Origin of the sequence: Salinigranum salinum (assembly GCF_009176545.1) — an archaeon.
Classification (GTDB): Archaea; Halobacteriota; Halobacteria; order Halobacteriales; family Haloferacaceae; genus Salinigranum; species Salinigranum salinum.
Genome location: NZ_VTOJ01000001.1, coordinates 2,381,410 through 2,404,882, shown reverse-complemented (window position 1 = coordinate 2,404,882; position 23,473 = coordinate 2,381,410). Strand labels below are relative to the sequence as shown.

The 23,473-nt window shown below is 67.7% G+C and carries 24 protein-coding genes; 6 read left to right on the top strand and 18 right to left on the bottom strand.

Translation table 11 applies throughout. The features are described from left to right. Nucleotides 1-198 precede the first annotated feature (198 nt). From FZP69_RS11565 to FZP69_RS11545, 5 genes are read right to left on the bottom strand one after another with little or no spacing between them, the layout of a single operon-like run. Nucleotides 199-909 carry an ABC transporter ATP-binding protein gene (locus FZP69_RS11565; protein ID WP_152041445.1) on the bottom strand — a complete coding sequence of 237 codons (711 nt, stop codon included), beginning with the start codon at nucleotides 907-909 and terminating at the stop codon, nucleotides 199-201. Next, nucleotides 906-1,751, bottom strand: coding sequence for an ABC transporter ATP-binding protein (locus FZP69_RS11560; RefSeq protein ID WP_152041444.1), 846 nt, complete (start codon nucleotides 1,749-1,751; stop codon nucleotides 906-908). The genes FZP69_RS11565 and FZP69_RS11560 overlap by 4 nt, the downstream gene beginning before the upstream one ends. Then, nucleotides 1,744-2,922 carry a branched-chain amino acid ABC transporter permease gene (locus FZP69_RS11555; protein WP_152041443.1) on the bottom strand — a complete coding sequence of 393 codons (1,179 nt, stop codon included), beginning with the start codon at nucleotides 2,920-2,922 and terminating at the stop codon, nucleotides 1,744-1,746. Before FZP69_RS11555 ends, FZP69_RS11560 begins: the two co-directional genes overlap by 8 nt. 1 nt (nucleotide 2,923) lies before the next feature. Continuing rightward, on the bottom strand, nucleotides 2,924-3,865 hold the full coding sequence (locus FZP69_RS11550; RefSeq protein ID WP_152041442.1) for a branched-chain amino acid ABC transporter permease: 942 nt from the start codon (nucleotides 3,863-3,865) through the stop codon (nucleotides 2,924-2,926). A gap of 7 nt (nucleotides 3,866-3,872) precedes the next feature. Next, on the bottom strand, nucleotides 3,873-5,228 hold the full coding sequence (locus tag FZP69_RS11545; RefSeq protein WP_152041441.1) for an ABC transporter substrate-binding protein: 1,356 nt from the start codon (nucleotides 5,226-5,228) through the stop codon (nucleotides 3,873-3,875). A 183-nt stretch (nucleotides 5,229-5,411) separates the two neighbouring features. On the opposite strand from FZP69_RS11545, the gene FZP69_RS11540 reads away from it, so the two are divergent. After that, nucleotides 5,412-6,248 (top strand): proline dehydrogenase family protein, encoded by an 837-nt coding sequence (locus FZP69_RS11540; protein ID WP_152041440.1) that lies wholly within the window; start codon nucleotides 5,412-5,414, stop codon nucleotides 6,246-6,248. A 257-nt stretch (nucleotides 6,249-6,505) separates the two neighbouring features. On the opposite strand, the gene FZP69_RS11535 is transcribed toward FZP69_RS11540, so the two are convergent. After that, nucleotides 6,506-7,222, bottom strand: coding sequence for a helix-turn-helix domain-containing protein (locus FZP69_RS11535; RefSeq protein WP_152041439.1), 717 nt, complete (start codon nucleotides 7,220-7,222; stop codon nucleotides 6,506-6,508). Between the two features lie 160 nt (nucleotides 7,223-7,382). On the opposite strand from FZP69_RS11535, the gene FZP69_RS11530 reads away from it, so the two are divergent. Both FZP69_RS11530 and FZP69_RS11525 read left to right on the top strand, forming a co-directional pair. Then, nucleotides 7,383-8,909, top strand: coding sequence for an aldehyde dehydrogenase family protein (locus FZP69_RS11530; protein WP_152041438.1), 1,527 nt, complete (start codon nucleotides 7,383-7,385; stop codon nucleotides 8,907-8,909). A 217-nt stretch (nucleotides 8,910-9,126) separates the two neighbouring features. Then, the gene (locus FZP69_RS11525; protein WP_152041437.1) at nucleotides 9,127-10,035 is read left to right on the top strand and encodes a universal stress protein; all 909 of its coding nucleotides are present in this window, start codon (nucleotides 9,127-9,129) and stop codon (nucleotides 10,033-10,035) included. 283 nt (nucleotides 10,036-10,318) lie between these two features. On the opposite strand, the gene FZP69_RS11520 is transcribed toward FZP69_RS11525, so the two are convergent. The 4 genes from FZP69_RS11520 to FZP69_RS11505 form a co-directional block, all read right to left on the bottom strand. Beyond that, on the bottom strand, nucleotides 10,319-11,128 hold the full coding sequence (locus FZP69_RS11520; protein ID WP_152041436.1) for a nitrilase-related carbon-nitrogen hydrolase: 810 nt from the start codon (nucleotides 11,126-11,128) through the stop codon (nucleotides 10,319-10,321). A gap of 6 nt (nucleotides 11,129-11,134) precedes the next feature. Then, entirely contained in the window at nucleotides 11,135-11,569 is a 435-nt protein-coding gene (locus tag FZP69_RS11515; protein WP_152041435.1) for an SRPBCC family protein, read from the bottom strand. Between the two features lie 92 nt (nucleotides 11,570-11,661). Further along, the gene (locus FZP69_RS11510; protein WP_152041434.1) at nucleotides 11,662-11,886 is read right to left on the bottom strand and encodes a DUF7123 family protein; all 225 of its coding nucleotides are present in this window, start codon (nucleotides 11,884-11,886) and stop codon (nucleotides 11,662-11,664) included. Nucleotides 11,887-11,958: 72 nt separating this feature from the next. Then, on the bottom strand, nucleotides 11,959-12,138 hold the full coding sequence (locus FZP69_RS11505) for a DUF7525 family protein (RefSeq protein ID WP_152041433.1): 180 nt from the start codon (nucleotides 12,136-12,138) through the stop codon (nucleotides 11,959-11,961). A 167-nt stretch (nucleotides 12,139-12,305) separates the two neighbouring features. Here FZP69_RS11505 and FZP69_RS11500 point away from each other — a divergent pair, with 167 nt between their 5' ends. Beyond that, nucleotides 12,306-12,881 (top strand): hypothetical protein, encoded by a 576-nt coding sequence (locus FZP69_RS11500; protein WP_152041432.1) that lies wholly within the window; start codon nucleotides 12,306-12,308, stop codon nucleotides 12,879-12,881. Between the two features lie 49 nt (nucleotides 12,882-12,930). Here FZP69_RS11500 and FZP69_RS11495 read toward each other — a convergent pair whose 3' ends face one another. Together FZP69_RS11495 and FZP69_RS11490 are read right to left on the bottom strand one after the other, a co-directional pair. Continuing rightward, complete coding sequence (locus tag FZP69_RS11495; RefSeq protein WP_152041431.1) at nucleotides 12,931-13,962, bottom strand: phosphate signaling complex PhoU family protein; 1,032 nt, start codon at nucleotides 13,960-13,962, stop codon at nucleotides 12,931-12,933. 198 nt (nucleotides 13,963-14,160) lie between these two features. Next, entirely contained in the window at nucleotides 14,161-15,294 is a 1,134-nt protein-coding gene (locus FZP69_RS11490) for an ATP-NAD kinase family protein (protein WP_152041430.1), read from the bottom strand. Between the two features lie 96 nt (nucleotides 15,295-15,390). Here FZP69_RS11490 and FZP69_RS23255 point away from each other — a divergent pair, with 96 nt between their 5' ends. Continuing rightward, on the top strand, nucleotides 15,391-15,513 hold the full coding sequence (locus FZP69_RS23255; protein WP_275689356.1) for a hypothetical protein: 123 nt from the start codon (nucleotides 15,391-15,393) through the stop codon (nucleotides 15,511-15,513). Between the two features lie 14 nt (nucleotides 15,514-15,527). On the opposite strand, the gene FZP69_RS11485 is transcribed toward FZP69_RS23255, so the two are convergent. The 5 genes from FZP69_RS11485 to FZP69_RS11465 all read right to left on the bottom strand — a co-directional run bounded on the left by FZP69_RS11485 (nucleotide 15,528) and on the right by FZP69_RS11465 (nucleotide 19,086). Continuing rightward, the gene (locus FZP69_RS11485) at nucleotides 15,528-16,226 is read right to left on the bottom strand and encodes a competence/damage-inducible protein A (protein ID WP_152041429.1); all 699 of its coding nucleotides are present in this window, start codon (nucleotides 16,224-16,226) and stop codon (nucleotides 15,528-15,530) included. Nucleotides 16,227-16,296: 70 nt separating this feature from the next. After that, nucleotides 16,297-16,638, bottom strand: a complete 342-nt coding sequence (locus FZP69_RS22885; protein ID WP_204959963.1) for a TrmB family transcriptional regulator — start codon at nucleotides 16,636-16,638, stop codon at nucleotides 16,297-16,299. A gap of 460 nt (nucleotides 16,639-17,098) precedes the next feature. After that, nucleotides 17,099-17,875 (bottom strand): DUF5803 family protein, encoded by a 777-nt coding sequence (locus tag FZP69_RS11475; RefSeq protein WP_152041427.1) that lies wholly within the window; start codon nucleotides 17,873-17,875, stop codon nucleotides 17,099-17,101. Between the two features lie 15 nt (nucleotides 17,876-17,890). Continuing rightward, nucleotides 17,891-18,562, bottom strand: coding sequence for a DUF2110 family protein (locus FZP69_RS11470; protein WP_152041426.1), 672 nt, complete (start codon nucleotides 18,560-18,562; stop codon nucleotides 17,891-17,893). Beyond that, nucleotides 18,562-19,086 carry a transcription factor gene (locus FZP69_RS11465; protein WP_152041425.1) on the bottom strand — a complete coding sequence of 175 codons (525 nt, stop codon included), beginning with the start codon at nucleotides 19,084-19,086 and terminating at the stop codon, nucleotides 18,562-18,564. The genes FZP69_RS11470 and FZP69_RS11465 overlap by 1 nt, the downstream gene beginning before the upstream one ends. 143 nt (nucleotides 19,087-19,229) lie before the next feature. On the opposite strand from FZP69_RS11465, the gene FZP69_RS11460 reads away from it, so the two are divergent. After that, nucleotides 19,230-21,584 carry a DEAD/DEAH box helicase gene (locus FZP69_RS11460; RefSeq protein WP_152041424.1) on the top strand — a complete coding sequence of 785 codons (2,355 nt, stop codon included), beginning with the start codon at nucleotides 19,230-19,232 and terminating at the stop codon, nucleotides 21,582-21,584. A gap of 424 nt (nucleotides 21,585-22,008) precedes the next feature. Here FZP69_RS11460 and FZP69_RS11455 read toward each other — a convergent pair whose 3' ends face one another. Next, on the bottom strand, nucleotides 22,009-23,427 hold the full coding sequence (locus FZP69_RS11455) for a two-component system sensor histidine kinase NtrB (RefSeq protein WP_152041423.1): 1,419 nt from the start codon (nucleotides 23,425-23,427) through the stop codon (nucleotides 22,009-22,011). Nucleotides 23,428-23,473: the final 46 nt, after the last annotated feature.

Below are 23,473 nucleotides of genomic sequence, written 5' to 3'. Positions count from 1 at the left end.
CGAACGCCGGCCACCGCCGGGACTTCCGTCGACCAGCCGAAAACCGGCTGGAGACGGGGGGACGTTCCGTGGCTCAGTAACCGAACGCTGACGCGCGCGCTGCCCCACCGTCTCGGTCTCCCGACGTTCTGGGTGCTCTCGCGGAACGAGTCGTGACGCCGGCGGACGCGTGGCCGGACCGTCCGGTCGGAGGGACGGTCAGCCGCCGAGGTACAGCCTGGAGACTTCGGGGTTGTCGAGCAGCTGTCCGGCCTCGTCCTCGTAGGCGACGGTCCCCTGGTCGAGGACGTACCCCCGGTCGGAGATGCCGAGCCCTTTCTTCGCGTTCTGTTCGACCATGAGGATCGCCGTGTCGAGTTCGTTGACGGCGGTCACGTGGCCGAATACCTCGTCGGCCGTGTTGGGTGCCAGCCCGGCGGACGGCTCGTCGATGAGCAACACGTCGGGCTCCATCACCAGGGCACGGGCGAACGCGAGCACCTGCCGCTGTCCCCCCGAGAGCGTACGGGCCTTCGCCGCCCGCTTCTCGTCGAGGAGTGGGAATCGCTCGTAGAGGCGGCCGATGACGTCGTCGAGTCCCGACGACCGGGCGACCCCGCCCATCCGGAGGTTCTCGTCGATGGTCAGCGATCCGAACACGTTGTCGGTCTGTGGGACGAAGCCGATGCCCTCGCGGACGATGTCCTCGGGGGCCATCCCGCCGATTTCGTCACCGTGGTAGGTGACCGACCCGGTCCACGGCGTCAGCATCCCGAAGGCGGTCTTCAGCACGGTCGACTTGCCGGCCCCGTTCGGACCGATGAGACAGACGATCTCACCGGCGTCGAGGTGTAACGTGAGGTCGTCGAGCACCTGCACTTCGCCGTAGCCGCTGTCGACGTCCGTCAGCTCGAGGACGTGGTCGCTCACGGGCTCCCTCCGAGGTAGGCGTCGATGACACGTTCGTCGCTCTGGACCTGTGCCGGTGTTCCCTCCATCAGGACGCTGCCCTGGTCGAGGACGATGACCGGGTCGGCGAGTTTCATCACGAAGTCCATGTCGTGTTCGATGAGCAGGAACGTGGTGCCCTGTTCGTTGAGGCGGCGAATCTGCTCGGCGAGCTTGTTCCGCAGCGTCGGGTTCACCCCGGCGGCGGGTTCGTCGAGCAGGAGCAGTTCCGGTTCGGCCAGCATCGCACGCGCGAGTTCGACCAGTTTCATCTGGCCGCCCGATATCTTGGTCGCCGGCTGGGTCGCGAGGTGGTCGATCTCGAACTCCTCGAGGATGCGTTCTGCCCGCTCGAGGTTCGCCCGTTCGCGTTCCTCGACCGCGCTCGGGTTGAGAAACAGGTTCCGGAAGGACTCGCCGGGCTGGTTGCGCGGGCCGACGAGCATCGCCTCCCGAACGGTCATCCCCTCGAGTTTGCGCGGGGTCTGGAACGTCCGGATGAGGCCGTAGTCGGCGACCTCGTAGGGCTCGATCCCGGTCACGTCGACGCCGTTGACCGTGACCGACCCGGCGTCGGGCTTGTAAAAGCCCGAGACGAGGTTGAACAGGGTCGACTTCCCGGCACCGTTCGGGCCGATGAGACCCGTGATGGTACCGCGTTCGACCGAGAACGAGGCGTCGTCGGTCGCGGTCAGCGCCCCGAAGGACTTCCGGAGGCCGTCGACCTCGAGGACGAGGTCGCGGCCACCGTCTTTGTCGGACCGAACGGTCCCCGTCGTCTCCTCCTCACGGTCGCCGGCGACCGTCGTGTCGGCGTCAGTCATCGTTCCCTCCCGTCCTGGCTTCGCGGACGCCTGACGTCGGCTGGTCGGGTGCCTCGTCGACGACGCTCGGCCAGATGAGTTCCCGCTGCGGCGGGAGGATTCCCTGCGGTCGGTAGCGCATCAGTACCACGATGAGGACACCGATCAGGAGAATGCGTAGCGGCGCCACGTCGACCGGGATCCACTCGAAGCCGTTGAGGAAGCGCGTCCCCTCACGGATGGTGACGATGACGATACCGCCGAACAGCGCACCGCGGTTCGATCCGCTGCCGCCGAGGATGACGGCGACCCAGACGTAGAACGTGGTCACTGGATCGAGGTCGCTCGGGCTGACGTAGAGGTTCAGGTGCGCGTAGAACACCCCCGCGAGCGCCATGATGAGGCTCCCGAGGACGAACGACTGCATCTTGAACCCGTAGGTGTGCTTGCCGAGTGCACGCGCGAGGTCCTCGTCCCCCCGGATGGTTCGGAGGACGCGCCCCCACGGCGAGCGATGTGCCCGCCGGAGGATGGCGTAACTCCCGGCGACGAACGTGACGACGACCGCCACGTTCAACAGCGCGCTCCAGAACGGCTCCTCGAAGACGAGTCGCGTCCCGGGGAGCGGCTGGATGAAGATACCCGGCAGTTGCTGTGGCAGGGTTTCGAGCACCGGCCACCCCTCGAAGAACGTCGGGATGCCACGGACACCGGCGCTCCCGTTCGTCAGCTCGCGTTCGTTGAGGACGATCAGTCGGACCACTTCGGCGAGGCCGAGCGAGGCGATTGCGAGGTAGTCCGCGCGCAGGCGCAGGGTCGGGATGCCGATGGCGACGGCCAGTACCGCGGCCAGCACCAGCGCGGCGACCAACCCGAAGATGGGCAGGAACTGCCCGGCAATCGGCGACGAACTGGCGCTCATCAGCGCGGTGCCGTATGCACCGAGGCCGAAGAAGGCGGCCACGCTGAAGTTGATGAGTCCGGTGAACCCCCACTGGGAGTTCAGCCCGAACGAGAGTAGCGCGTACATCCCCGCGAGGCCGACGAGGTAGAGGAAGTACGCCGGTGCGAGCACCCCGGTGAGCAGGCCGAGCACGAGGAGACCGGCGAAGGCGGTGATGGCGCCGACGACCCCGCGTTCGGGGGTCGTGAGGTCTCCCCAGTACCCCCGTGGGTCGCTGAGTACCCCCATCTCAGGCTCCCTCCCCGGCGATACCGCGCGGCCTGACGAGCAGGACCGCGACCATGATGACGAACGCGATGGCGTTCGCGTACTCGATGCCGATGGGGATGGCGAACGTGTCCGGGACGAGCGGCAGGAGTTCGCCCAGTTGCCCGAGTACGGGCGTCAACTGGTTTATCATCCCGATGAGGAAGCCGCCGAGCATCGCCCCGTAGACCGAACCGATGCCGCCGAGGATGACGGCGGCGAAGATGAGCAGGAGCAGGTTGAACCCCATGCGCGGCGAGAGCTGGTTGTACAGCCCCAGGAACACCCCGCCCGAGCCGGCGAGACCGGCACCGATGATCCACGTCCAGAGCTTCACCCGGTCGGTCCGAATGCCGCTGACGCGCGCGAGGTCGGGGTTGTCGGCCATCGCCCGCATCTTGCGCCCGAGGTCGCTGTACTGGAGCAGCGTGTGCAGGCCCCCAACGAGGACGAACGCCGAGAGGACGATGGCCACGTCGTGTTGCGTGACGCGGATGCCGTAGGGCAACAGCGTCTCGATGGGGCGCAGCGTCTGGACATCGTAGCGCGTGAAGTCCGCGCCGAAGCCCATCCGGATGATGGCCCGGTAGATGAACGCGATTCCGATGGACGTGATGAGCAGCTCGATCGAGCCGGTGTCCATGCCGTCGTAGACCACCTTCTCCGTGAGGACGGCCACGACGGCCGCCGCGACGATACCGACCACCAGCGCAACGAAGAACCCGACTGGCAGGCCGAGGAGGCCAGCGCCGAGGCCCCCGGTGGCCCCGAACGTGACGAGCGCGGCGTAGGCGCCGACGGTCATCGTGTCGCCGTGGGCGAAGTTCGCGAAGTTCGCGATGCTGTATATCAGCGAGAGCCCGATGCTCCCCAGGACGATGATGCTGCTGAACACGAGACCGCTTGCGAGGTAGTCGAGTACCATGGCCCGGTCAGGACTCGATGAAGCCGGTGCCGACGTACCCGTGGTCTTGGACCGTCTGAATCTGCAGGAAGCCAACGGGGTCGCCGGCTTCGTTGAAGTCGATGGGGCCACTGACCCCCTGGTAGTCGACGTCGCTCGGACCGCCGCCGTCGGCCAGAATCTGACTGGCAGCCTCGAACGAGGTGACCTGTTCACCCTCTGGCCGCGATACCTCGCGGACCGTCTCCTGAAGCGCCGCACCGGTGAACTCGTCGGCGGCCTGGATGGCCAGTGCCGCGTTGATGACGCAGTCGTAGGCGTAGGCCGACCACGAGGTCGGCTGCTCACCGTAGGCCTCCTCGAACTCCGCGGCGAACTGCTGGTAGTTCTCTTCCTCGACGGGTGCCGAGGGCACGACGATCTTCATCCCGTCGATGCTGCCCTCCGGCGTGTTCTCGAGGACGTTGTCGCCCGAGACGGAGTCGGCCCCGTAGAACTGGGCCTCGTAGCCGGACGAGTACGCCTCGTTGACCATCGTCGCGAACTCCGCCTGATAGGTGATGAACAGCCACGCGTCGGCGCCGGCGCTGTTCATCTCGGAGACCACACTGGAGTACGACTGCTGTTCCTGGTCGTGGGGGCTGTTGTAGGCGATCTCACCGTCCCACGCGTTGACGAAGGCGTCGGCCAGGCTCTGTCCGTAGTCGTTGTTGACGTACGTGAGCGCGACCGAGTCGTAGCCGTCGTCGGAGATGATGTTCGACAGGGCGGTGGACTGGGTGCGCCCGGTCGGCGACATCCGCAGCAGGCCGGGGAAGTCCGTCAGGCTCAGCCCCGTGGAGTTCTGGCTCAGCTGGACCACGTCGGTCCCCTGAACGACGGACTCGTAGATGGCCAGCGAGACGCCCGAACCCACCGCGCCGATGAGGAACGGGACCCCGTCCTGGTTGACCAGCTTCTGGGCCGCAGAGACACCACCCTGTGGCTGGCTCTCCGAGTCCTCGACGGTGATGGCCAGTTCCCGGCCGTCGATGCCGACGGCGTTGACCGCCTCCAGCGCGAGGTCCTTCCCGCGCTGGTTGCGTTCACCGAACGCAGACAGCGACCCCGTCAGCGAGTTGACCATCCCGATGGTGTAGGGCCCACTCTCCGAACCCCCGCTCTCGGTCTCGGTCTCGGTTTCAGTCTCCTCCGAACTACCGTCGTTGGAGCCGCCGTCGCTGCCACCGTCCCCACTGCTCCCATCGCTGCTACCGTCCCCGCTGCCGTCGCTTCCCCCGTCCTCGGTGGTTCCTGCACAACCGGCGAGGCTGGTGAGGCCAACGAGGCCGGAGAGTTTGACGAGGTCCCTGCGCGTCCAGTTCCGCGTGCGAATCGGTTTCATAGCGAACTATCACGGGCTATCCACAGCCCGGGCTTATAGATGAAACCGTCCATGGTAGGGATAGGCGACGTCAGTCGAGTGGTCCGACCGAACCGTTCGTCAAATTCTATTCTTTCGACCGGTATAGTACTGCAGAATATGGTAGGTGCCCACCTTTAGACGGCAGGGACGGTAGTGAGAAGTATGATCCCGCCGATCGCCAGCAACTTCGTCGCCGGGGAGGGTCCGGCCGAAGCCCTCGACCACGTTCGCGACCTGAACGACGGGGACGTGAAGGGCATCCTCAACCTCCTCGGGGAGCACTACCAGGAGCGCCCGCCCGCCGACGAGGACGCCGACGCGTACGTCGATCTGGTCGACGACATCCACGAGTCGGACGTCGACGCCTGCATCTCGGTGAAACCGTCGCAGATCGGGCTCGACGTCGGCGACGACGTGTTCGTTGAGAACCTCGACCGCATCGTCGACCACGCCGCGGCGCGAGAGGTGTTCGTCTGGATCGACATGGAGGACCACACGACGACCGACGTGACGCTCGACGCCTACGAGCGACTCGCACGCGAGACCGACGGGATGGTCGGCGTCTGCACGCAGGCGAACCTCAAGCGAACGGGCGAGGACCTGCAGCGACTCGCACCTCTCCCGGGGAAAGTCAGGCTCGTCAAGGGCGCGTACGACGAACCGAAGGAGATCGCGTACAAGAAGAAGAGCGAGGTCGACCGGATGTACAGGGAGTATCTCGAACTCATGTTCCGCGAGTTCGAGGGCGGTGTCGCGGTCGGCAGCCACGACCCGGCGATGATCGACGTCGCGAGAGAGCTCCACGACGAACACGGAACCGACTTCGAGGTGCAGATGCTCATGGGCGTCCGCGAGGACGCACAGTTCGAGCTCGCCGAGGAGTACGAGGTGTGGCAGTACATCCCGTACGGCAGCAAGTGGTTCTCGTACTTCTACCGGCGCATCCGCGAACGCAAGGAGAACGCGCTGTTCGCGTTGCGGGCCGTCGTCGGGAACTAGAAGAGGCGCGGCCGGCCGGTCGACGTCGTCGAGACCCACCAGACTCCCTCTGCAGGTCGTCCCACGGCTGTGGTATCCACGCGCTGGCGTGGATGTCGAGGTGACCGACCCACGCCCGTTCGCAGCAGCGTGACGACCGGCATCACGGTGGAGCTATCTCGACCGAGAGGATCGAGTCCCTGCGATCGGGCCACCGAGAGACGTCGAACTCCTCGAACGCTCCGACGAATCCCGGACGTGACCGGAGAAGACGCCGGTCACGGGTCCAGCAGTTTCGCCTCGGCCTTGCGGAGGTGTTCGAGCAGGGTCGTCTTCGAGACGTCGAGTTCGTCGGCGAGGTCGCGGGTGGAGACGCCGCGGGGCCACTCGTAGTAGCCGCGGTCCCGGGCGAGGTCGAACACGTCGCGCTGGCTCGGGGTGAGCGTGTCGAGGCGGCGCTCCCGCTCGGACTCCGCCGAGCCCGAGGTGGCGATCCGGGCGACGTCGATGTCGGCCGCCTGCTCCTCGCGGATCACGTCGAGTTTGGGTTCGATCCGTTCGCGTTCGCCCGCGTAGACGACCTGCCAGTACTCGCGGCCCCCCTCGATCCGGCAGGGGGCACTGTGGACGAACCCCTGGCGGACGAGCTTCGGACAGATCATGTCGCCTGGGTCGTACTCCAGGAAGAACTCGCGGGCGGCGTTGCCCGGCGAGATACTGCGTCCGGGCTGGCCGAAGCGTGCCTTGAGCTCCTGCACGTCGCCCGTGAGCCGCGAGTCGCGGATGTGGTCGAGCAGCGTCTCGACCTCGTTGCTCGAATCGCCGTAGACCGTGAACAGGCCGTTGACCGTGCTCCCCGCCGCAGCCGGCGCGTCGTAGATCGCGTGGGCGAGGATGCCACCGGGATGTTCCGACGTCGCCTCCAGCGCCCAGCAGTTCGGATGCCAGAGATCGAGGGTTAGCCGCGTTCCACCACCGACCGTTTCGCTGCTCATACACGCCGTTGCGAGTCAGGTATGTTTACGTTTACCATATGAGCGCGCGGTGTAAGCGGGGCGACGTGCCGCGCGGGATGGTGCCCGCGGCACGACGACCGCGCCGACCCTTCCATGGACGGTTGCGTATATTAATCCGGGACGCGCATCACCTACACTCATGGCATCAGACGACGTCTACAGACACTACATCGACGGCGAGTGGGTCGAGGGGACGGGAACCGAGACATTCGAGAGCGAGAACCCCGCGACGGGCGAGCCGCTCGCGACGTTCAGACGCGGCACGGAGGCGGACGTCGACACCGCGCTCGCCGCCGCGGACGAGACGTTCGAGGAGTGGCGGGCGCTGTCGCACATCGACCGCGCGGAGTACCTCTGGGAGATCTACCACGAACTCCGCGACCGGACCGACGAACTGGGCGAAGTCGTCACGAAGGAGTGCGGCAAGGAGATCTCCGAAGGGAAGGCAGACGTCATCGAGGCGTGGCACATGGTCGAGTGGGCCGCCGGCGACGCGCGCCACCCGAAGGGTGACGTCGTCCCCTCGGAGATCCCGAGCAAGGACGCCTACATGCGGCGGAAACCCCGGGGCGTCGTCGGCTGCATCACCCCGTGGAACTTCCCCGTGGCGATCCCCTTCTGGCACATGGCCGTCTCGCTCGTCGAGGGGAACACCGTGGTGTGGAAGCCCGCCGAGCAGACCCCGTGGTGCGCGCAGATCATCGCCGAGATGTTCGACGACACCGGGATCCCCGACGGCGTCTTCAACATGGTCCAGGGGTTCGGCGACGCCGGAGCCGAAATCGTCGACGACCCCCGCGTCGACACCGTGCTGTTCACCGGAAGCGCCGAAGTCGGCCACGAGATCGCCTCGAAGGTCGGCGGCGAGCCCGGCAAACTCGCGGCGTGTGAGATGGGTGGGAAGAACGGCATCGTCGTCACCGAGGAGGCCGACCTCGACGTCGCGGTCCACTCCGCGGTGATGAGTTCGTTCAAGACCACCGGCCAGCGCTGTGTGTCCTCCGAGCGGCTCATCGTCCACGAGGCGGTGTACGACGAGTTCAAAGAGCGCTTCGTCGAGGTCGCCGAGAACGTCGCCGTCGGCGACCCGCTCGACGAGGACACGTTCATGGGCCCGCTCATCGAGGCCGCTCACGTCGACAAGGTCACCCGGTACAACGATCTCGCGAAGAGAGAGGACGTGAACGTCCTCGTCGACCGGACCGAGCTCGCTCCCGACGAGATCCCCGACGGCCACGCCGAGGGCCACTGGGTCGGCCCGTTCGTCTACGAGGCCGACGCCTACGAGGACCTCCGGTGTACGCACGAGGAAGTGTTCGGCCCGCACGTCGCCCTGCTGAAGTATTCTGGTGACATCGCCGAGGCGGTCGAGATCCACAACGACACCGACTACGGGCTCGCCGGCGCGGTCATCTCCGAGGACTACCGCCAGATCAACTACTACCGCGACAACGCCGAAGTCGGCCTCGCCTACGGCAACCTCCCCTGCATCGGGGCCGAGGTCCAGCTCCCGTTCGGCGGCGTGAAGAAGTCGGGCAACGGCTACCCGAGCGCGAGAGAGGTCATCGAGGCCGTCACCGAGCGCACGGCGTGGACGCTCAACAACTCGAAGGACATCCAGATGGCACAGGGGCTGTCGGCCGACATCAAGACGAAGGACGACTGAGCGTTCGGTTTCCGGGTGAGGGACGTTCGCGGCGTCGACGTCGAGGACCGCCGCGGGCGGCAGGTTTCGATACGTCGAGCACGACTGGCAGGTTTCGATACGTCGAGCACGACCGGCCGTCCCGGTGTGTCCCAGGTCCCGACAGCGTCGTCGGCGGTCGGACGGTCAGATATAGCAAAGCGTGAAGAGGCCGTCGGTCGAACGGTCCCTGAACACGATGTACTCCCACGTGGTGATTCCCGTCGACGGGAGTCCGGAAGCGACCCGCGCGGCGAGTCGCGGCCTCGCCCTCGCGGCGGCGTTCAACGCCACGGTCGACGTGCTCTCCGTCGTCGAACGGAGCGCGCTCCGACTGGCGAGGGGCGGCGACGAGACGGAACGACTCCGCGAACGGAGTGATGCGATCCTCGAGGAGATCACGGAACTCGCCGCAGAGCGCGACCAGTCCGTCCGGACGGAACGAAGGGACGGCAAGCCCGCCGCCGAGATCTGTGCGTTCGCCGCCGAACGGGACGCCGACCTGATCGTCCTCGGACGACAGGGGATGACTGGCCTCGGAAGGCGCCTGCTCGGCGGCGTCACCGAGCACGTACTCCACCGGAGCGACGTCCCCGTGTTCGTCGTTCCGGGAGCGGACGAGGCGTCCGAGTCGGCGAGCGCGGGAGACCCCGACTACGACCGGATCCTCCTCCCCACGGACGGAAGCGAGAACGCCGGTGTCGCCACCCCACACGGGGCCGCGTTCGCACAGCGCTACGACGCGGTCGTCCACGTGCTGAACGTCGTCGACCTCCAAGAGGCGGGTGGAATGTTCAGTGCGGGGGGGCTCGAGAAGTCGTTCGTCGATCGACTCGAGGAACGCGGGAAGGGGGTCGTCGAGGGCGTCGAGACCGAACTCCGGACGACGGCACCCGCGCTGGACGTCGAGACGGCCGTCGTCCGGACTGCATCGTTCGGGGGTGCTGCCGTCGGAATCGAGGAGTACGTCACCGACCAGGAGATCGACCTGGTCGTCATGGGTTCACACGGCCGGTCGAACCTTCGCCGACAGATGCTGGGGAGCGTCGCATCCACGGTGCTCCGGACAGTCGACGTCCCCGTACTGGTCGTGAAACGGCCGTCGTGACGTCGCCACGCGGACGTGGTCGGAGCCGACGCTGATCGTTCGAATCGAAACGGGAGGTGGCGGGAGCGCGAAGTGGTGGTGTACCCCTGCCGGGCTCAGGGGGTCGCCACGCGGTCCGGGACGAGTACCACAGTAGACCCCGATACTGCGGTGTCGACGCGGTGTTTCGTTGAATGCCAACTTCGACGAGAAAAGCGTCGTCCGTTGGCAACTACTCGTATGAAGAGCAACGAGTTAAACCCACCGACTGCGGCTGGACCCGGCGACCCGGGCCGGTCGGCCGTCACCGGCGGCGGTCCTGCCACGCCGGGAACTCCTCGCGCACGGCGGCGACGCGCTCGGGCGTCACCTCGGTCGTGACGAGCGACGGTTCGTCGCCGGTACTGGCCAGCGGCGTCCCCCAGGGGTCGTAGACGGTCGACCGCCCCAGAAGCGTCGCCTCGTCGAACGCCGCCGCGCCGTTGATCGTCGCCACGTAGACGAGGTTCTCGACGGCGCGGGTGCGTGGGAGGAGCTTCCAGTGTTCGACGCGCGGGTAGGGCCACGCGCTCGGGACGAGCACGAGCGTCACGCCCGCCTCTGCCAGTTCGCGGTAGAGTTCGGGGAACCGGAGGTCGTAACACGTGGTGAAGCCGAGCGTGAACCCCTCGAAGTCGACCGTCGGGAGGTTCTCGCCGGCGGTCAGGAGCCGCGTCTCGGCCGAGCCGTAGCCGAACAGGTGGTGTTTGCGGTAGATCCCGCGACGGCGTCCCTCGCGGTCGAAGAAGACGGCGGTGTTGGCGAGCCCCTCGTCGGCGGGCACGTCGACGCCGTCCGCAGCCGACGCGCCGAGGTCCTCGACGATGCTCCCGGCGAGGAGCCCCACGTCGTGTCGCTCCGCGAGCGCACTCAGGGCCGACAGCGTGGGACCCTCGACGCTCTCGGCCTCCCGCGCGTACGACTCGAACGAGAAGTAGCCGACGTTCCAGAGCTCCGGGAGCGCGATCAGGTCCGCGCCGCGATCCGCCGCGCGCTCGACGGCCGCGGCGGCACGGCCGCGGTTCCCCTCGACGTCCCCCGTCTTCTGTTCCAGCTGGGCAAGTGTGAGCTGCATCGCGGGTCAGGCCGTGAGTTCGAGTTCGCGCCGGAGCGCCTGTTCGAGGTTGCGGAGCTCGCGATCGAGGTTCTTCTTGAAGAACCGTTCGACGCCCGGCAGCCGCCCGTCGACGACGAACTCGTTGACCAGTCGGCACGACGACTCGTCGATCGTCTCGATCGTGTGTTCCCCCGTGACGCGCATCACCGAGGACTTGCCGACGAACTTCACGTAACGAGGGGGTTCGACGACGACGTCTCGCGTCTCCACCTCGGCCGTCCTGTTGATGACGGGGATGGGGAGGTTGATGTGCCAGGTGGCTCGCTTGCCCGCCTCGTCGACCTCGAACCGTTCGACGACGCTGATCGCCTCGGCGCGCTTTCCGGGGTCGGAGATGAACTCCCAGACCCGCTCGCCCGGAGCGTCGAACTCGAAGGTCCGCTGGACACGGACTGTCATGTGTGTACGTCTGTGGGAGCGGGTAAAAAAGCGCGGAATCGTCCGGAGAAGACGGGGTCGGATCGGGGAACCGCACCGACGGAGAGAGCGCCTTACGACGGCGTCACGCGCCAGGTCGTCGACCGCGCGCGACCCCACTTCTCGATCTCGACCTCGTCGGACTTCTCCGCGAGCGTGGGGAGGCGGGCACCGACCTGTTTCGCAGAGAGACCGATCGCCTCCGCGATGTTCTTGGCACGGAAGTATCGCTCACCGCACGAGACACTCTCTCGCAGGTACGCGACGATCCGCTGCTCTTCCTCGGTGTAGTCAGTCATCGTAGAAGGTTAGGGGCAGACGTTCTTAACGGTTACTTGTGGGGTATCAGTTTCGAGAGCCGATCGTCGACGTCACCAGTACAGCTGTGTGAACACGACCGCCAGCATCGCCGCGACCATCGCCAGGGCGAACCCCCACGCCTTCGCCACCTGTCCGGGACCGCCCAGCATCACGGCCGCGCCGACCAGCGTCAGGAGGGAGAGCACCACGGCGAAACCGATTCCTTTGTCCGAGCTGACCGTTGATTCCATGTGTCCCGAGAACGCGACTGCGTACTTAGTTCATTCGACACCGCCGACGGCCGTCGCCGGCGGGCGAACCACACACCGTCGAACGTGCTGTTTCGGCCGTCGGACGGATCCCCGTCGCTCCTGCTCGAACGGATGAGCGTGAACGGTCGCGCGTCGGGACGGACACGATGAGACGCGGAACGATCCTCGGCCTGCGCGTCACCGCCGTCGTCCTCTCGTTCGCACTGGTCCTCGAAGGGCCGGACTTCCTGCTGCTGGCCGTCCGGGACGTCCGGCTCTGGCTCCCCATCGGAGTCGTCTCCGGGATCCTCACGCTGCCGTTGTTGTGGTGGCAGGGCGTCGGACTCGTCCCGCCGTGGACCATGCCCGTGTACGACACCGACACGGCGCGCTGGCGGGTCGGCGTCTACCACCTCGTCTGCAGCGTCCTCGTGGCGTGGCTCTGGACGTATCCGACGCTTCGCGTCGTGGCGTGGGTCCACCGGTGGCGGGGTCTCGACGCCGCGGCCGGAACCGTCCCCGCCGATGCCGTCTCGGTCGCGGCCGGTCTGGTCCTCTCTGCGCTCGTGTTTCTGCTCCCGGCGCTCGTCATCTTCATCCGGCTGTCGACGTTCAGGACGACAGTCGACCTCCGGACGGCCCGCGTGGCGGACCTGCTCCGTCCCGGGGTCGTCGGGATCGGGAGCTACCTGCTGGTCGGCGTCGTCGTGAGTCTCGCGTCGTTCCTCGCGACGACGGCGTGAGTCGTCCTGCCCGGCTGTCCCGCCGTCGGACGGGCCGACGGCACGGCGTCTAGATCAACGTGACGTGCTCGGACTCCTCGTTGAGCGCGAGGTTCGCCGCGATCTCGGCGTTTCGCATCGCGTACTGCGCGGTCTGCTGGAGGCTGACGAGCACCTCGCGCACCTGCAGCAGCTTCTGGTTCTCCATCTCGGGGAGGTCGTCGAGGATGTCGCGTTCGCGGTCCTTGAGTTCGCGAAACATGTCGCGCACCTCGATGGTGAGGTCGTAGTCGCGGTCGACGACGGCGCGGACGGCCGTCGCGGTGACCTCGTCGACCTGATCGGTGAACTCGCGGATCCGCCGCATCGTCGCCGAGTCGACGTCGAGCGTGTGGTTCTCGGCGTTCAGACAGATGTTGGCGATGTCCTCGGCGTTGTCCGCGGTGAGTTCGAGGTTCTTGGCGACCGACCGGTAGCCGATCAGGGGGAAGCCCTCTTCGAGCCCCACGGCGCGCGCCAGACTCGGGTTCTGGTACGCCGTGAAGATCAACCGGAGCAGGAGGACGAAGATCTTGTTCGCCTGCCGCTCGCGGTTGAGCGCGCGCTGGGCGAGGTCGGGGTTCCCGTGTGCGAGCGCCTTGATCGCCTCCCCGCGCATCGTGCTCCCCGTGTTCTCCAGCCGTTCGAGGAGGTTGTCGAGGGTGAAGTCCTCGGGGTCGACGGAGCAGCGGATGGCGATCCGCTCGGGGGTCTCCTCGATGACGCCGAGTCCCATCAGCTGGGTCTCGGCCTTGTAGACGGCGTTGATGTGTTCGGAGTCGAGCGCGCCCTCGCTCTTCTCGATGTGGATGATGCGCCGCCCGAGGACGTACTGCGCGACGATGGCGCGTTCGAGCGCGTTCGCGTTCAGTTTGTCCGCACGGATGACCGCCTTCGAGTCCTCCGTGTTGGCGGACTCGGGCAGGACGGTCAGCGTCCCCTTCCCGCCCATGCGCAACGACACCTCGTCTCCCTTCTCGACACCGTGCTCCTTGGCCCACTCCGCCGGCAGCGTCATCGCTAGCGTCGACGGACCGAGCCGCTGGACCTTCCGCGTCTCCATACACGCCAGGTATACCTTCAACAACCTTAATCTTCACCATCGTGAGTTTATACAACATTATTTTCTCGTTCGAATCTTCACGAGACAGTATCACATAGTCACAAATGGACACCGTCGGCACGGATCTGTCCGGGAGTGACCACCCGACCCCGCCTCCGCCCCGCGTCTCCCCGGTGTGCGCCTGCCCTCTCCCCTGTCTCAGACGATCTCCATCATCCGCTGTTCGACGCGACCGATCCGGACGCGGGTCCACCCCCGGAGCTCCTCGTCCAGCTCGGGGTCGTCCGTGTCCACTCTGAGCACGCCGATGTCGTCGAGTTTCGACCGGGAGGCGACGATCCGGAGGTCACACTGGCGGACGACCGCGGGCGACAGCTGTGGGTTGCCGCGACCGAAGACGAATCCCTGGCCGCCGATCGGCGAGACGACGATCACGTTCTCGTCCCCGAGCGCCGCGAGGATCTCCTGCTCGGTCCCGTCGTGGACGACCACCTCGCCGTCACGCCAGACGTCCACACCCAGCGGCGAGCCCTCGAACCCGAGCGCGCGCTTGATCGCGCCGACGGTGCTCCCGGGCCCGAGGACGTACGTGACGCCCTCGCGGACGTCCGCGGCGACGCCCTCCGCGAGCGTCTCGACGGTGCCACCGCCCGTCTGTTTCGACGACTGGAGCGACTCCGCGACGGGCACCCACGCGACGGCGCGGAGCTCCGGGTTGACCTCCCCTTCGCGATACTGGTCCTCGTCGATGTCCATCACCTCGCGCTCCTCGACGCGAGTGAACGTGGCCGCGATCTCCCCGGCGTCCTCGGGTGAGACCGCGAACACCGACGAGTACACCTTCACGCCCGCCGGCACGCCGAGCATCGGGATCCGTCGGTCGTCGGTGGCGTCCGAGACCGCCGCCGCGATGGCGTCGGCCACGTCCCCCGCGGTTCCGTCGCCGCCGACGAACAGCACGAGGTCGACGCCCGCGTCTTCGGGCTCCGCTGCTCGCCCGTCTCGATCTTCCCGGGGCGGGACGTAGTCGACGAACGCACGGACCGCATCGCGCGTGTCGGCCGCGGACGTCTCGCTCCCGTCGGGCGACCCGAGCACCGTCGGTTCGAGGCCGGCCGCGCGGACGACGTCGGCCCCCATCGGCGCATCCCAGGTGAGGACGGTGGCGTCGGGCGCACGCCGGGCAAACGCCTCCAGCGCCCGTCGGGCCCGGTCCGGGGCGCGGGGTTCGGCGCCGAGCGCGCGGGCCTCCTCGACTTTCCCGTCCGTTCCCTTCAGTCCCACCCGCCCGCCCAGTCCGGCGATCGGGTTGATCACGACACCGATGCGCATAGCTGGCGATTGTGGGTGTGCGGTCAAAAGGGCGCGGACTCGTCCGCGGTCGCCGGAATCGCCACGGTTATGCCGGGGCGGTCGGACGCATCGGGTATGAACGCTGTCGTGCTCCAGGAGGCCGCGGAGACCGTGTTGCCCATCGGCGCGACGGGCGCAGCCGTGTTGATCGCGAGCCTGCTCGTCACCGCCGCGTGGCTGCTCTATCTCGGTCGCTGACACTCGGTCGCCGACTACGCCTCCTCGTCCATCGGTGTGACCTGTTCGCGGAGCCACGCCGCCGCCGCCGACACCTCCTCCTCGCTCGCCGCCGAGAGCTTCAGTCGGACGGAGTCGCCGGGGTACGAGCCGATCCGCACCGCGAACCGCTCCTGGACCGCCTCCATCACCGGGATGAGCGACGACTCGGGGTCGGGTGTCTCGACGACCACCGTGTAGGTGCGTTCGCCCGCGAACTCGTCGGCGATCTCCTCGAACATGGTCTTCATCTCGGCCGGGACGCCCGGGAGGACGTACACCGACTCGACGACCGCGCCCGGCGCGACGCCCTCGCGGTTCGGGAGCATTCGTGCGCCTGCAGGGAGATGTGTCGTCCCCTCGACGAGGTCGGCCGCCTGGTATCCGCCGTGGGTCGTGAGCCACTCGAGCGCCTCGTCGTGCTGCTCCACCGACCGGCCGACCGCGGCGGCGACCCCCTCCATCGTCACGTCGTCGTGGGTGGGTCCGAGCCCGCCGGTGACGACGACGGCGTCGTACTCGGCGCGGTACTCGTTGACGACGCGGGCGATGTCCGCCACGCGGTCGGGGAGCGTGGTGACGCGTTCGACGTCGACGCCACGGCTCGTGAGCTGTTCACAGAGCCACGTCGCGTTCGTGTTCACCGTGTCGCCCGCGAGGAGTTCGTCACCGACGGTCACGAGGGCCACTCGCATAGATCGTCTAGGAACCCCCGATACAAAAAGCAGGAGGCGGCGGGTGACCGCCACACGGAGGAGCGCCGAATCAGCCGATCCGGTGCCGGTCGTCCTCCAGCGCGGCCAGCGCGGATCGGAGGGTCTCCACCCGGGTCCGGTAGTCGTCGAGGAGTCGCTCGGCGGCCTCGTCGCCGTCGACCGGCGAGAACCGCTGTGGGGTCGAGTCGTCGACACGGATGAGGTCCTGGTCGGCCAGCTCCTCGGCAGCGTCGTAGACGCGGGTACGCGGGACGTCGACCACCCGACTCACGTCGACGGCCGTCCCTCCCGACAGGGCGACGAGAGCGACGAACGTCCGGGCGGCGTACAGGCCGAGTCCGAGTTCCGTGAGCTGTTCGATCGCCTCCGTGCCGACGTCGTCAGTGGTCAACGTCCGAAATGCAGGACACGTGTGTGTCAGAAGGTGGCGGAGAGGCGGACTGATCGGAGCGAGACAACGGATCGACGGGGGGCCCCGGTTCGGGCATGTTCGCCCGGACGAAACACGGTCTGAAAACAGTTTGTGAGTGTATCGGTGACACGCGAGGAGTCGGAGCGTTCGCCGGAACAGTCCGTGACGAACCGACCCGTTTTCTTCGATAGACGCAGATGCTCTCCGCTCGTCGTGAGCCGTGCTGTCACCCATCAAATGACAAATACTTATTTTGTCACTCGACCATGGGAGAGCGGGAGAAGCCACGTTCGGCTCGTCCCCCCTCACTCCCCCCGGGTCGACGTGCAGGCACCCTCCTGTCGTAGTTGGCTTCTCCCACCGTCGTCGGTCCACTCACCGTGTGTCGGGTGATGCTCCGTCTGCACGCGGACACGGGAGTCGGCGCGTCCCGTGCACCTCACCGCATCCCCGGCGGCGGGCCGTCGTCCTTCTCTTCGACCTCGACGTCGAGCCCCATCTCCTCGCGCAGTTCCCGCAGTCGGTCGATCTGGCGCTTGTAGTAGTACGCCCCCCCGAGGCCGATCACGATCGAGACGGCGGCGATCGCGCCGAAGATCGGGATATCACGCTGGAGGTAGTACTGGACGGTGATCCCGCGCGAGGTCACCTCCTCCCAGCGGATGTGGGTCTGCCCGTCGATGGTCTCCGCGGAGGACCCACGCGGAGAGACCGACCCGAAGACGGGGATGTCGATGCGACGGTTCGGCGGGAGGACGACCTCGTACGACCCCTCGACGAAGACGGGGAGACTGAACCGTTTCGGGGTCGCACCCGCGGTGAACGCCAGCTTTCCACCCTCGCCCCCGTCGGGGAACGTCACCGTGACGGTCTCGCGCGAGCGGTCGATCTCACCCCCGCGCGCCTCGAACTCCGCTCCCGAGACGACCGTCCCGTTGGGGTACCGATACCTGACGGCCCGGACGTTCAGCGGGTTCCGACCGCCGAAGCCGTCGCGTCTGAACAGCTCGATGCTCTCGCCCGAGACGTTGTACACCGCCCGGAACGACGAGTCGGTCTGGATGGCGATGTGGACGTCACGGCCGCTGTCCCAGGCGTACGGCTCGGCGGGTTCCTGATCCAGCTGCTCGTCGGAGATCGCCCCGGGGCCGAAGCAGCCAGCCGTCAGGGCGAGAACGGCGACCCCTGCGAAGGCGAGGAGATGGCGGCGATTCATCGGTTCCCCTCGACTCTAGGGGATGACACACTTCAATTCCGCGGGAAGGTAGCCGCCGATACTCGCGAGGAGGCCCGGCGGGTCGGTCCCCTCGGCGCAGACGATGCTCTGTTCGAGGAGTCCCAGCCGCTCGACCGTGACGATGTCTCCGGCGTGTCCCGCACGGTTGACCGTCGCGCGCGCCTCGCCCCTCGTGGTGGAGTTCACGTTGACGCGCCCCTGGCCGCGCGACCAGTCGTACAGGCGGTCGCGTTCCGCGTCGGCGAGCCGCGAGGGCTGGCCGTAGACGAATTCGAGAGGGAGGTGCTGGACGAGTCCGAAGCGGTCGCGGATCTGTCCGGCGCTCCCACGACCGAGGCCGAGTTCCGCGGTCGGGATCCGTACCTGGGCCCCGGCGTCGAGGACGAACCCCTCGTCGTCCCACGATTCGAGCGTCCCCGTGTAGGTCTCGCCCTCGACGAGGCGACCGTCGGAGGGCACCTCGCCCCACCGCTCGCGGAGGAGGTTGCGTGCGACCGTCTCGTCGTCGCCCGTGACCGTCACGGAGACGAAGTCGTCGTCGCGGACGCCGACGGTCCACTCGACGGCCAGATCCCCGAGGTCGTCGCGGAGCATCGCGTCCATCCCGTCGAGCGCGCGGCGACGGGCGTCACCCCGCACGTAACACTTCGTTGCGAGGACGACCATCAGCCGGTCACGTCGACGTTGAGTTCGTCTTCGAGTTCGTCGAGGCGGCGGTTCATCGCCTCGACGAGGCGACCGTTCTCCATCGACTCCAGCGGCGAGCCACACTCGGGACACTCGAAGCCGAAGTCCATCGCCTCGCCGAACTCGAATCGTAAGGAACAGACCTCACAGAGGTAGAACTCGTGGGTGCGTTCGTACTCCTCCCGGGCGTCCAGCGCCTCCAGCAGGCGGTACATCTCCTCTTCGAGGTTCTCGGGAATGTTCTCGTACTCGAACGTCCAGAGGTAGGTGAGCCACCCCGAGTCCTCGTCGCGCACCCGGCGGTAGGAGGCGAGGTCGTTCTCGTAGAGGATGAACAGCGCCCGGCGCACGTCGTTGAGTTCGAGCCCGAGCTCCTCGGCGAGTTCCTCGTCGGTCACCTCCCCGTCCGGCGGTGCGGCAGCGACCGGCATCCCCGTCGGTCCCACCAGTTCGTGGAGGTACTTCTGGATGACCGGATCGTTCAAGAGCTCCTCAAAAGCCATTGGGTATCTCTCCGCCGGTCAGTCGTTTCAAAGTTCCGGATGTGTGGTGGCTGGCCGCGTCGGGGGCAGACGTCGATTCCGCCCGTCCCGTGTTCGTCTCGCGTGACCCAAACCGTTAGAACCGACGACGCCTCAGAGAGGTCGTGGACGACCTCATCGAGTGGCTGCGCGACCGCCCGTACTACCGGGGACAGATCCGCGACCACCGGACGATCCCCGGTCGCGACCCCTCCTTCACGAGCGTCGACCTCGAACCCCGGCTCGAATCGGCGCTCGCCGACCGCGGGATCGAGGAGCTGTACGACCACCAGGCCCGGGCGATCGAGGCCGTCCGCGCGGGGCAGAACGTGGTGCTCGCCACGCAGACCGCGTCGGGTAAGAGCCTCGCGTACACCGTCCCGGCGTTCGAGCGCGCGATGGACCACGGCGGTCGTACGCTCTACCTCGGTCCGCAGAACGCGCTGATCGCGGACCAGACCGAGACGCTGTCGGACCTCTCCCACGGGCTGGGCTTCGGCTCCCGGGTGTCCGTCGACCAGTACACGGGCCGGCTCTCCAAGACCGAGAAACGGGAGGTCCGCGACCGTCGCCCCACGTTCGTCCTCTCGAACCCCGACATGGTCCACTACGCCCTCCTCCCCCACGCGGGCCGGCTGTGGGAGTGGCTCTTCTCCTCTCTGGAACTGGTCGTCGTCGACGAGGTCCACCAGTACCGCGGCGTCTTCGGGAGTCACGTCGCGCTCGTCCTCCGGCGGCTCTCGCGGGCGTGCGAACGGTTCGGGTCGGAGCCGCGGTTCGTCTGCTGCTCGGCCACCATCGGCAACCCGGTCGAACACGCCGCGCGGGTGACGGGTCAGCCCGAACCGTCGTACGCGCTGGTCGACGAGGACACGTCGGGGACGGGGCCGCGCCACTGGCTGTTCTGGAACCCCCCGGAGTACGAGGACGCGGGCGGGGGTGCGAGCGAAACCGCGGGCGGCGGATCGGGGAGCGGTCGCCGCAGGTCGTCGCACGTCGAGACGAAGAACCTCCTCGTCGACCTCGTGGCGAAGGGGTACCAGACGCTCGCGTTCACCCGGGCGCGACAGACCGCCGAACGGTACGCCACGGAGAGCGCCTCGGCGCTCAGGGAACGCGGGGAGTTCGACCTCGCCGGGCAGGTCGCGGCGTACCAGGCCGCGCTCACGCACGACCGCCGTCGCCAGCTGGAGGCCGACCTCCACGCGGGCGACCTCCGGGGCGTGTGGTCGACGAACGCGCTGGAGGTGGGCGTCGACGTCGGCGGCCTCGACGCCGTGCTGCTCGACGGCTATCCCGGGACGCGGATGTCCACCCACCAGCGCGCCGGTAGAGCGGGCCGCGGCGACGACCCCGCGCTCGTCGTCCTCGTCGGCGGGGAGGACCAGCTCGACCAGTACCTGATGGGCGAACCCGAGGAGTTCTTCTCGGGAGAGCCGGAGCGGGCCGTCACCGACCCCGCGAACGACTACCTCCTCCCCGACCACGTCGCCAGCGCCGCCGCCGAGAGCTGGCTCTCACCGGCGGACGAGGCGGTCTTCGGCGCGTCGTTCCCCGACGTGGTCGCCGACCTCACCGAGGCGGGACGGCTGGAGCGCAGGGGGACGGACGACGGGATGCGGTGGCTGTACGCGGGTGGAGGGAGCCCCCAGCACGAGATGAGCCTGCGGACCATCTCCGACCGCGAGATCGACCTGCTCGACGGGCGGTCGAACGAGGTGATCGCCTCGCTCGCGTTCGACGACGCGCTCCGCGACGCCCACCCCGGCGCGATCTACCACCACCAGGGGACGACGTACGAGGTCACGGAGCTGGACCTCGCTCGCGACGTGGCGACGCTCGACCGGACGTGGGCCGACTACTACACCCGCGTCCTCCACGACAAGGAGATCACGGTCGAGCGGGACCACCGCTCGAAGCCGCTCCCGGCGGACGGCAACGCGGTCACCTTCGCCACGGTGACGATGCGCAAGCGAATCACGGGGTACGAGCGGCGCGACGCACGCCGGGGGACGACCCTCGGGCGGGAGACGCTCGACCTGCCCGAGACCACCCTGCGGACGAAGGCGCTGTACTTCACCGTCCCGCTCGACGTCGAGGCCGAGATACGCGAGCGCTGGAGTGAGACCGGCTTCAACGGCGGGATCCACGCCGCCGAGCACGGAATGATCTCGCTCTTTCCGTTGCAGTTGCTCTGCGACCGCGCCGACATCGGCGGGCTCTCGACGCCGTACCACCCACACACCGACCGGTCGACGATCTTCATCTACGACGGCCACCCCGGCGGGGTGGGGCTGACCGAGAGCGGCTACGATGACGTGGCGGCGCTGATGCGGCGGACCGCCCGGCTGATCGACGGCTGTTCCTGTCACGACGGCTGTCCCGCCTGCGTCCAGTCGCCCCACTGCGGGAACGCGAACGAGCCGCTGGCGAAGGCACCCGCCGTCCGGTTGCTGGAGTCGCTCACGACGACGGACTGAGTGAAGTCGTGGTCGGGCGTGCTGCCACCGCACCCGTCGAGCATCTCCCGAGTTCTACCGGTTCACCCGGCGCGCGAGGTGGCTCGATCGACCGGGGGAGCGACGGATCCGTGGACGACGACCGCGCGGTCGTCGCGGACGTCACCACCCTCGCCGAGAGACCGACCGCGACCAGTCAGTCGACGAGACGACGAACGAGGACGCGCGAAGTTCGGTCGAGGGGACGAAGACGCCGACCTAGCCGTTCCTCACGGGCGTCGACGAACAGACCTGGGCGACCGACGAGATCACATCGACGGTCGTCCGACTGTCGGAGCGGAGTGAGAGTCTCCACGACGTGGTCGATCGGTTCGAACTCGACGAGGACGAACGGGCGGCGCTCGGCGCGCAGTGACCGACCGCCCCCGCGGACACGGGGATCGGTTCAGGCGGCGGCTTCGACGCCCGTCGGATCGGAGAACGCCCCCGCCGTCCGAATCTCGAATCTGGCCCCACCGCCGTCGCCCTCGGTGAGCGAGACGTCCCACCCGTGGGCCTCGACGACGGTCCGGACGATCGCGAGGCCGAACCCCGTCCCTGTTTCGTCGGTCGAGTAGCCGTAGTCGAACACGTCCCCGCGCTCGTCCGCGGGGACGCCGGGGCCGTCGTCTTCGACGGCGAACCCCGGCGCGTCAGCGAGGGGACTCACCGTGACGGTGACCCGGCTCCCGGCGTGGTCCAGGGCGTTGCGGAACAGGTTTTCCAGCGCCTGACGCAATCGGTCCTCGTCCGCCTCCACGGAACCGAGTTCGCCGGTCACTCGGAGACTCGCCTCCTCGGTCTCGACCGTCCGCCACGCCCCGTCGACCACCTCGCCGAGCGGAACGGGACGGCTCTCGCCGACGGTCTGTCCCTGTCGCGCCAGCCGCAACAGCCCGTCGACGAGCGACTCGATCCGTTCGAGCGCACAGTCGACCGTCCGGAAGTGTTCCGTCGACCCGGTTTCACGGGCGAGGTCGAGGTGTCCCTGTGCGATGCCGAGCGGGTTCCGGAGGTCGTGTGAGATCACCGATGCGAACTCGTCCAGTCGGTCGTTCTGACGTCTGAGCGCCTCCTCGCGGCGTTTGCGGCCGGTGATGTCGCGGACGATACAGACGACGCCGCGCCCGTCGTGGCTGTCGGCCGAGAGGGTCGACGCCGAGTACAGCACCGGCACCGTCTCACCGGACACCGTCACGACCGTTGCTTCGCCGTCCGTCGTGGCCGGGTCGTCCCCCACGCCGATGGCGGCCGCATTGCCCACGAAGAAGTCGTCGACTGTCCGTCCGACGAGCTTCCCGGGTTCGAGACCGAACAACTTCCCGGCTGCCGGATTCGCTTCCTGGACTCGCCCGTCCCGAGAGACGATCAACAGCGCATCGCCCATCGACGCGAGGACGTCGTTGAGGAACTCACGGGAGACGGTCGTTTCGACGAGTCGATCGACCGTGTCGTGACTCGTCCGCACGACGAGGAGGACGAACACCGCACCGCCGCCGAACACCACCCCCGTCACTGGAACCAGCGCCCAGAGGTTCCGCGTCCACACGAGCGCGATCGTCCCGAGATACCCCACCACGAAGAACACCATGAGGCCGAACAGGACCCGCCACGTCCGTCGAACCGGAGGATGGTCGACCGACTCGATCAACCGTCGCGTCCAGAGCGACGCGTACACCATCACGGCCGCACCGCACGCGACGAACCCGACCGTGAGCACCGTGACACTCCCCGAGTTCGGTGGGAGGTCGACGACCGCAGGGGCCGTCCAGACGAACTCTCCCACCTGGTCGACGGACCAGCGACCCGGGATCGGCGCCTCCATGCCGTTCTGTTCAGAGTTACAGAACTTAACGATCACTTACCAGTTC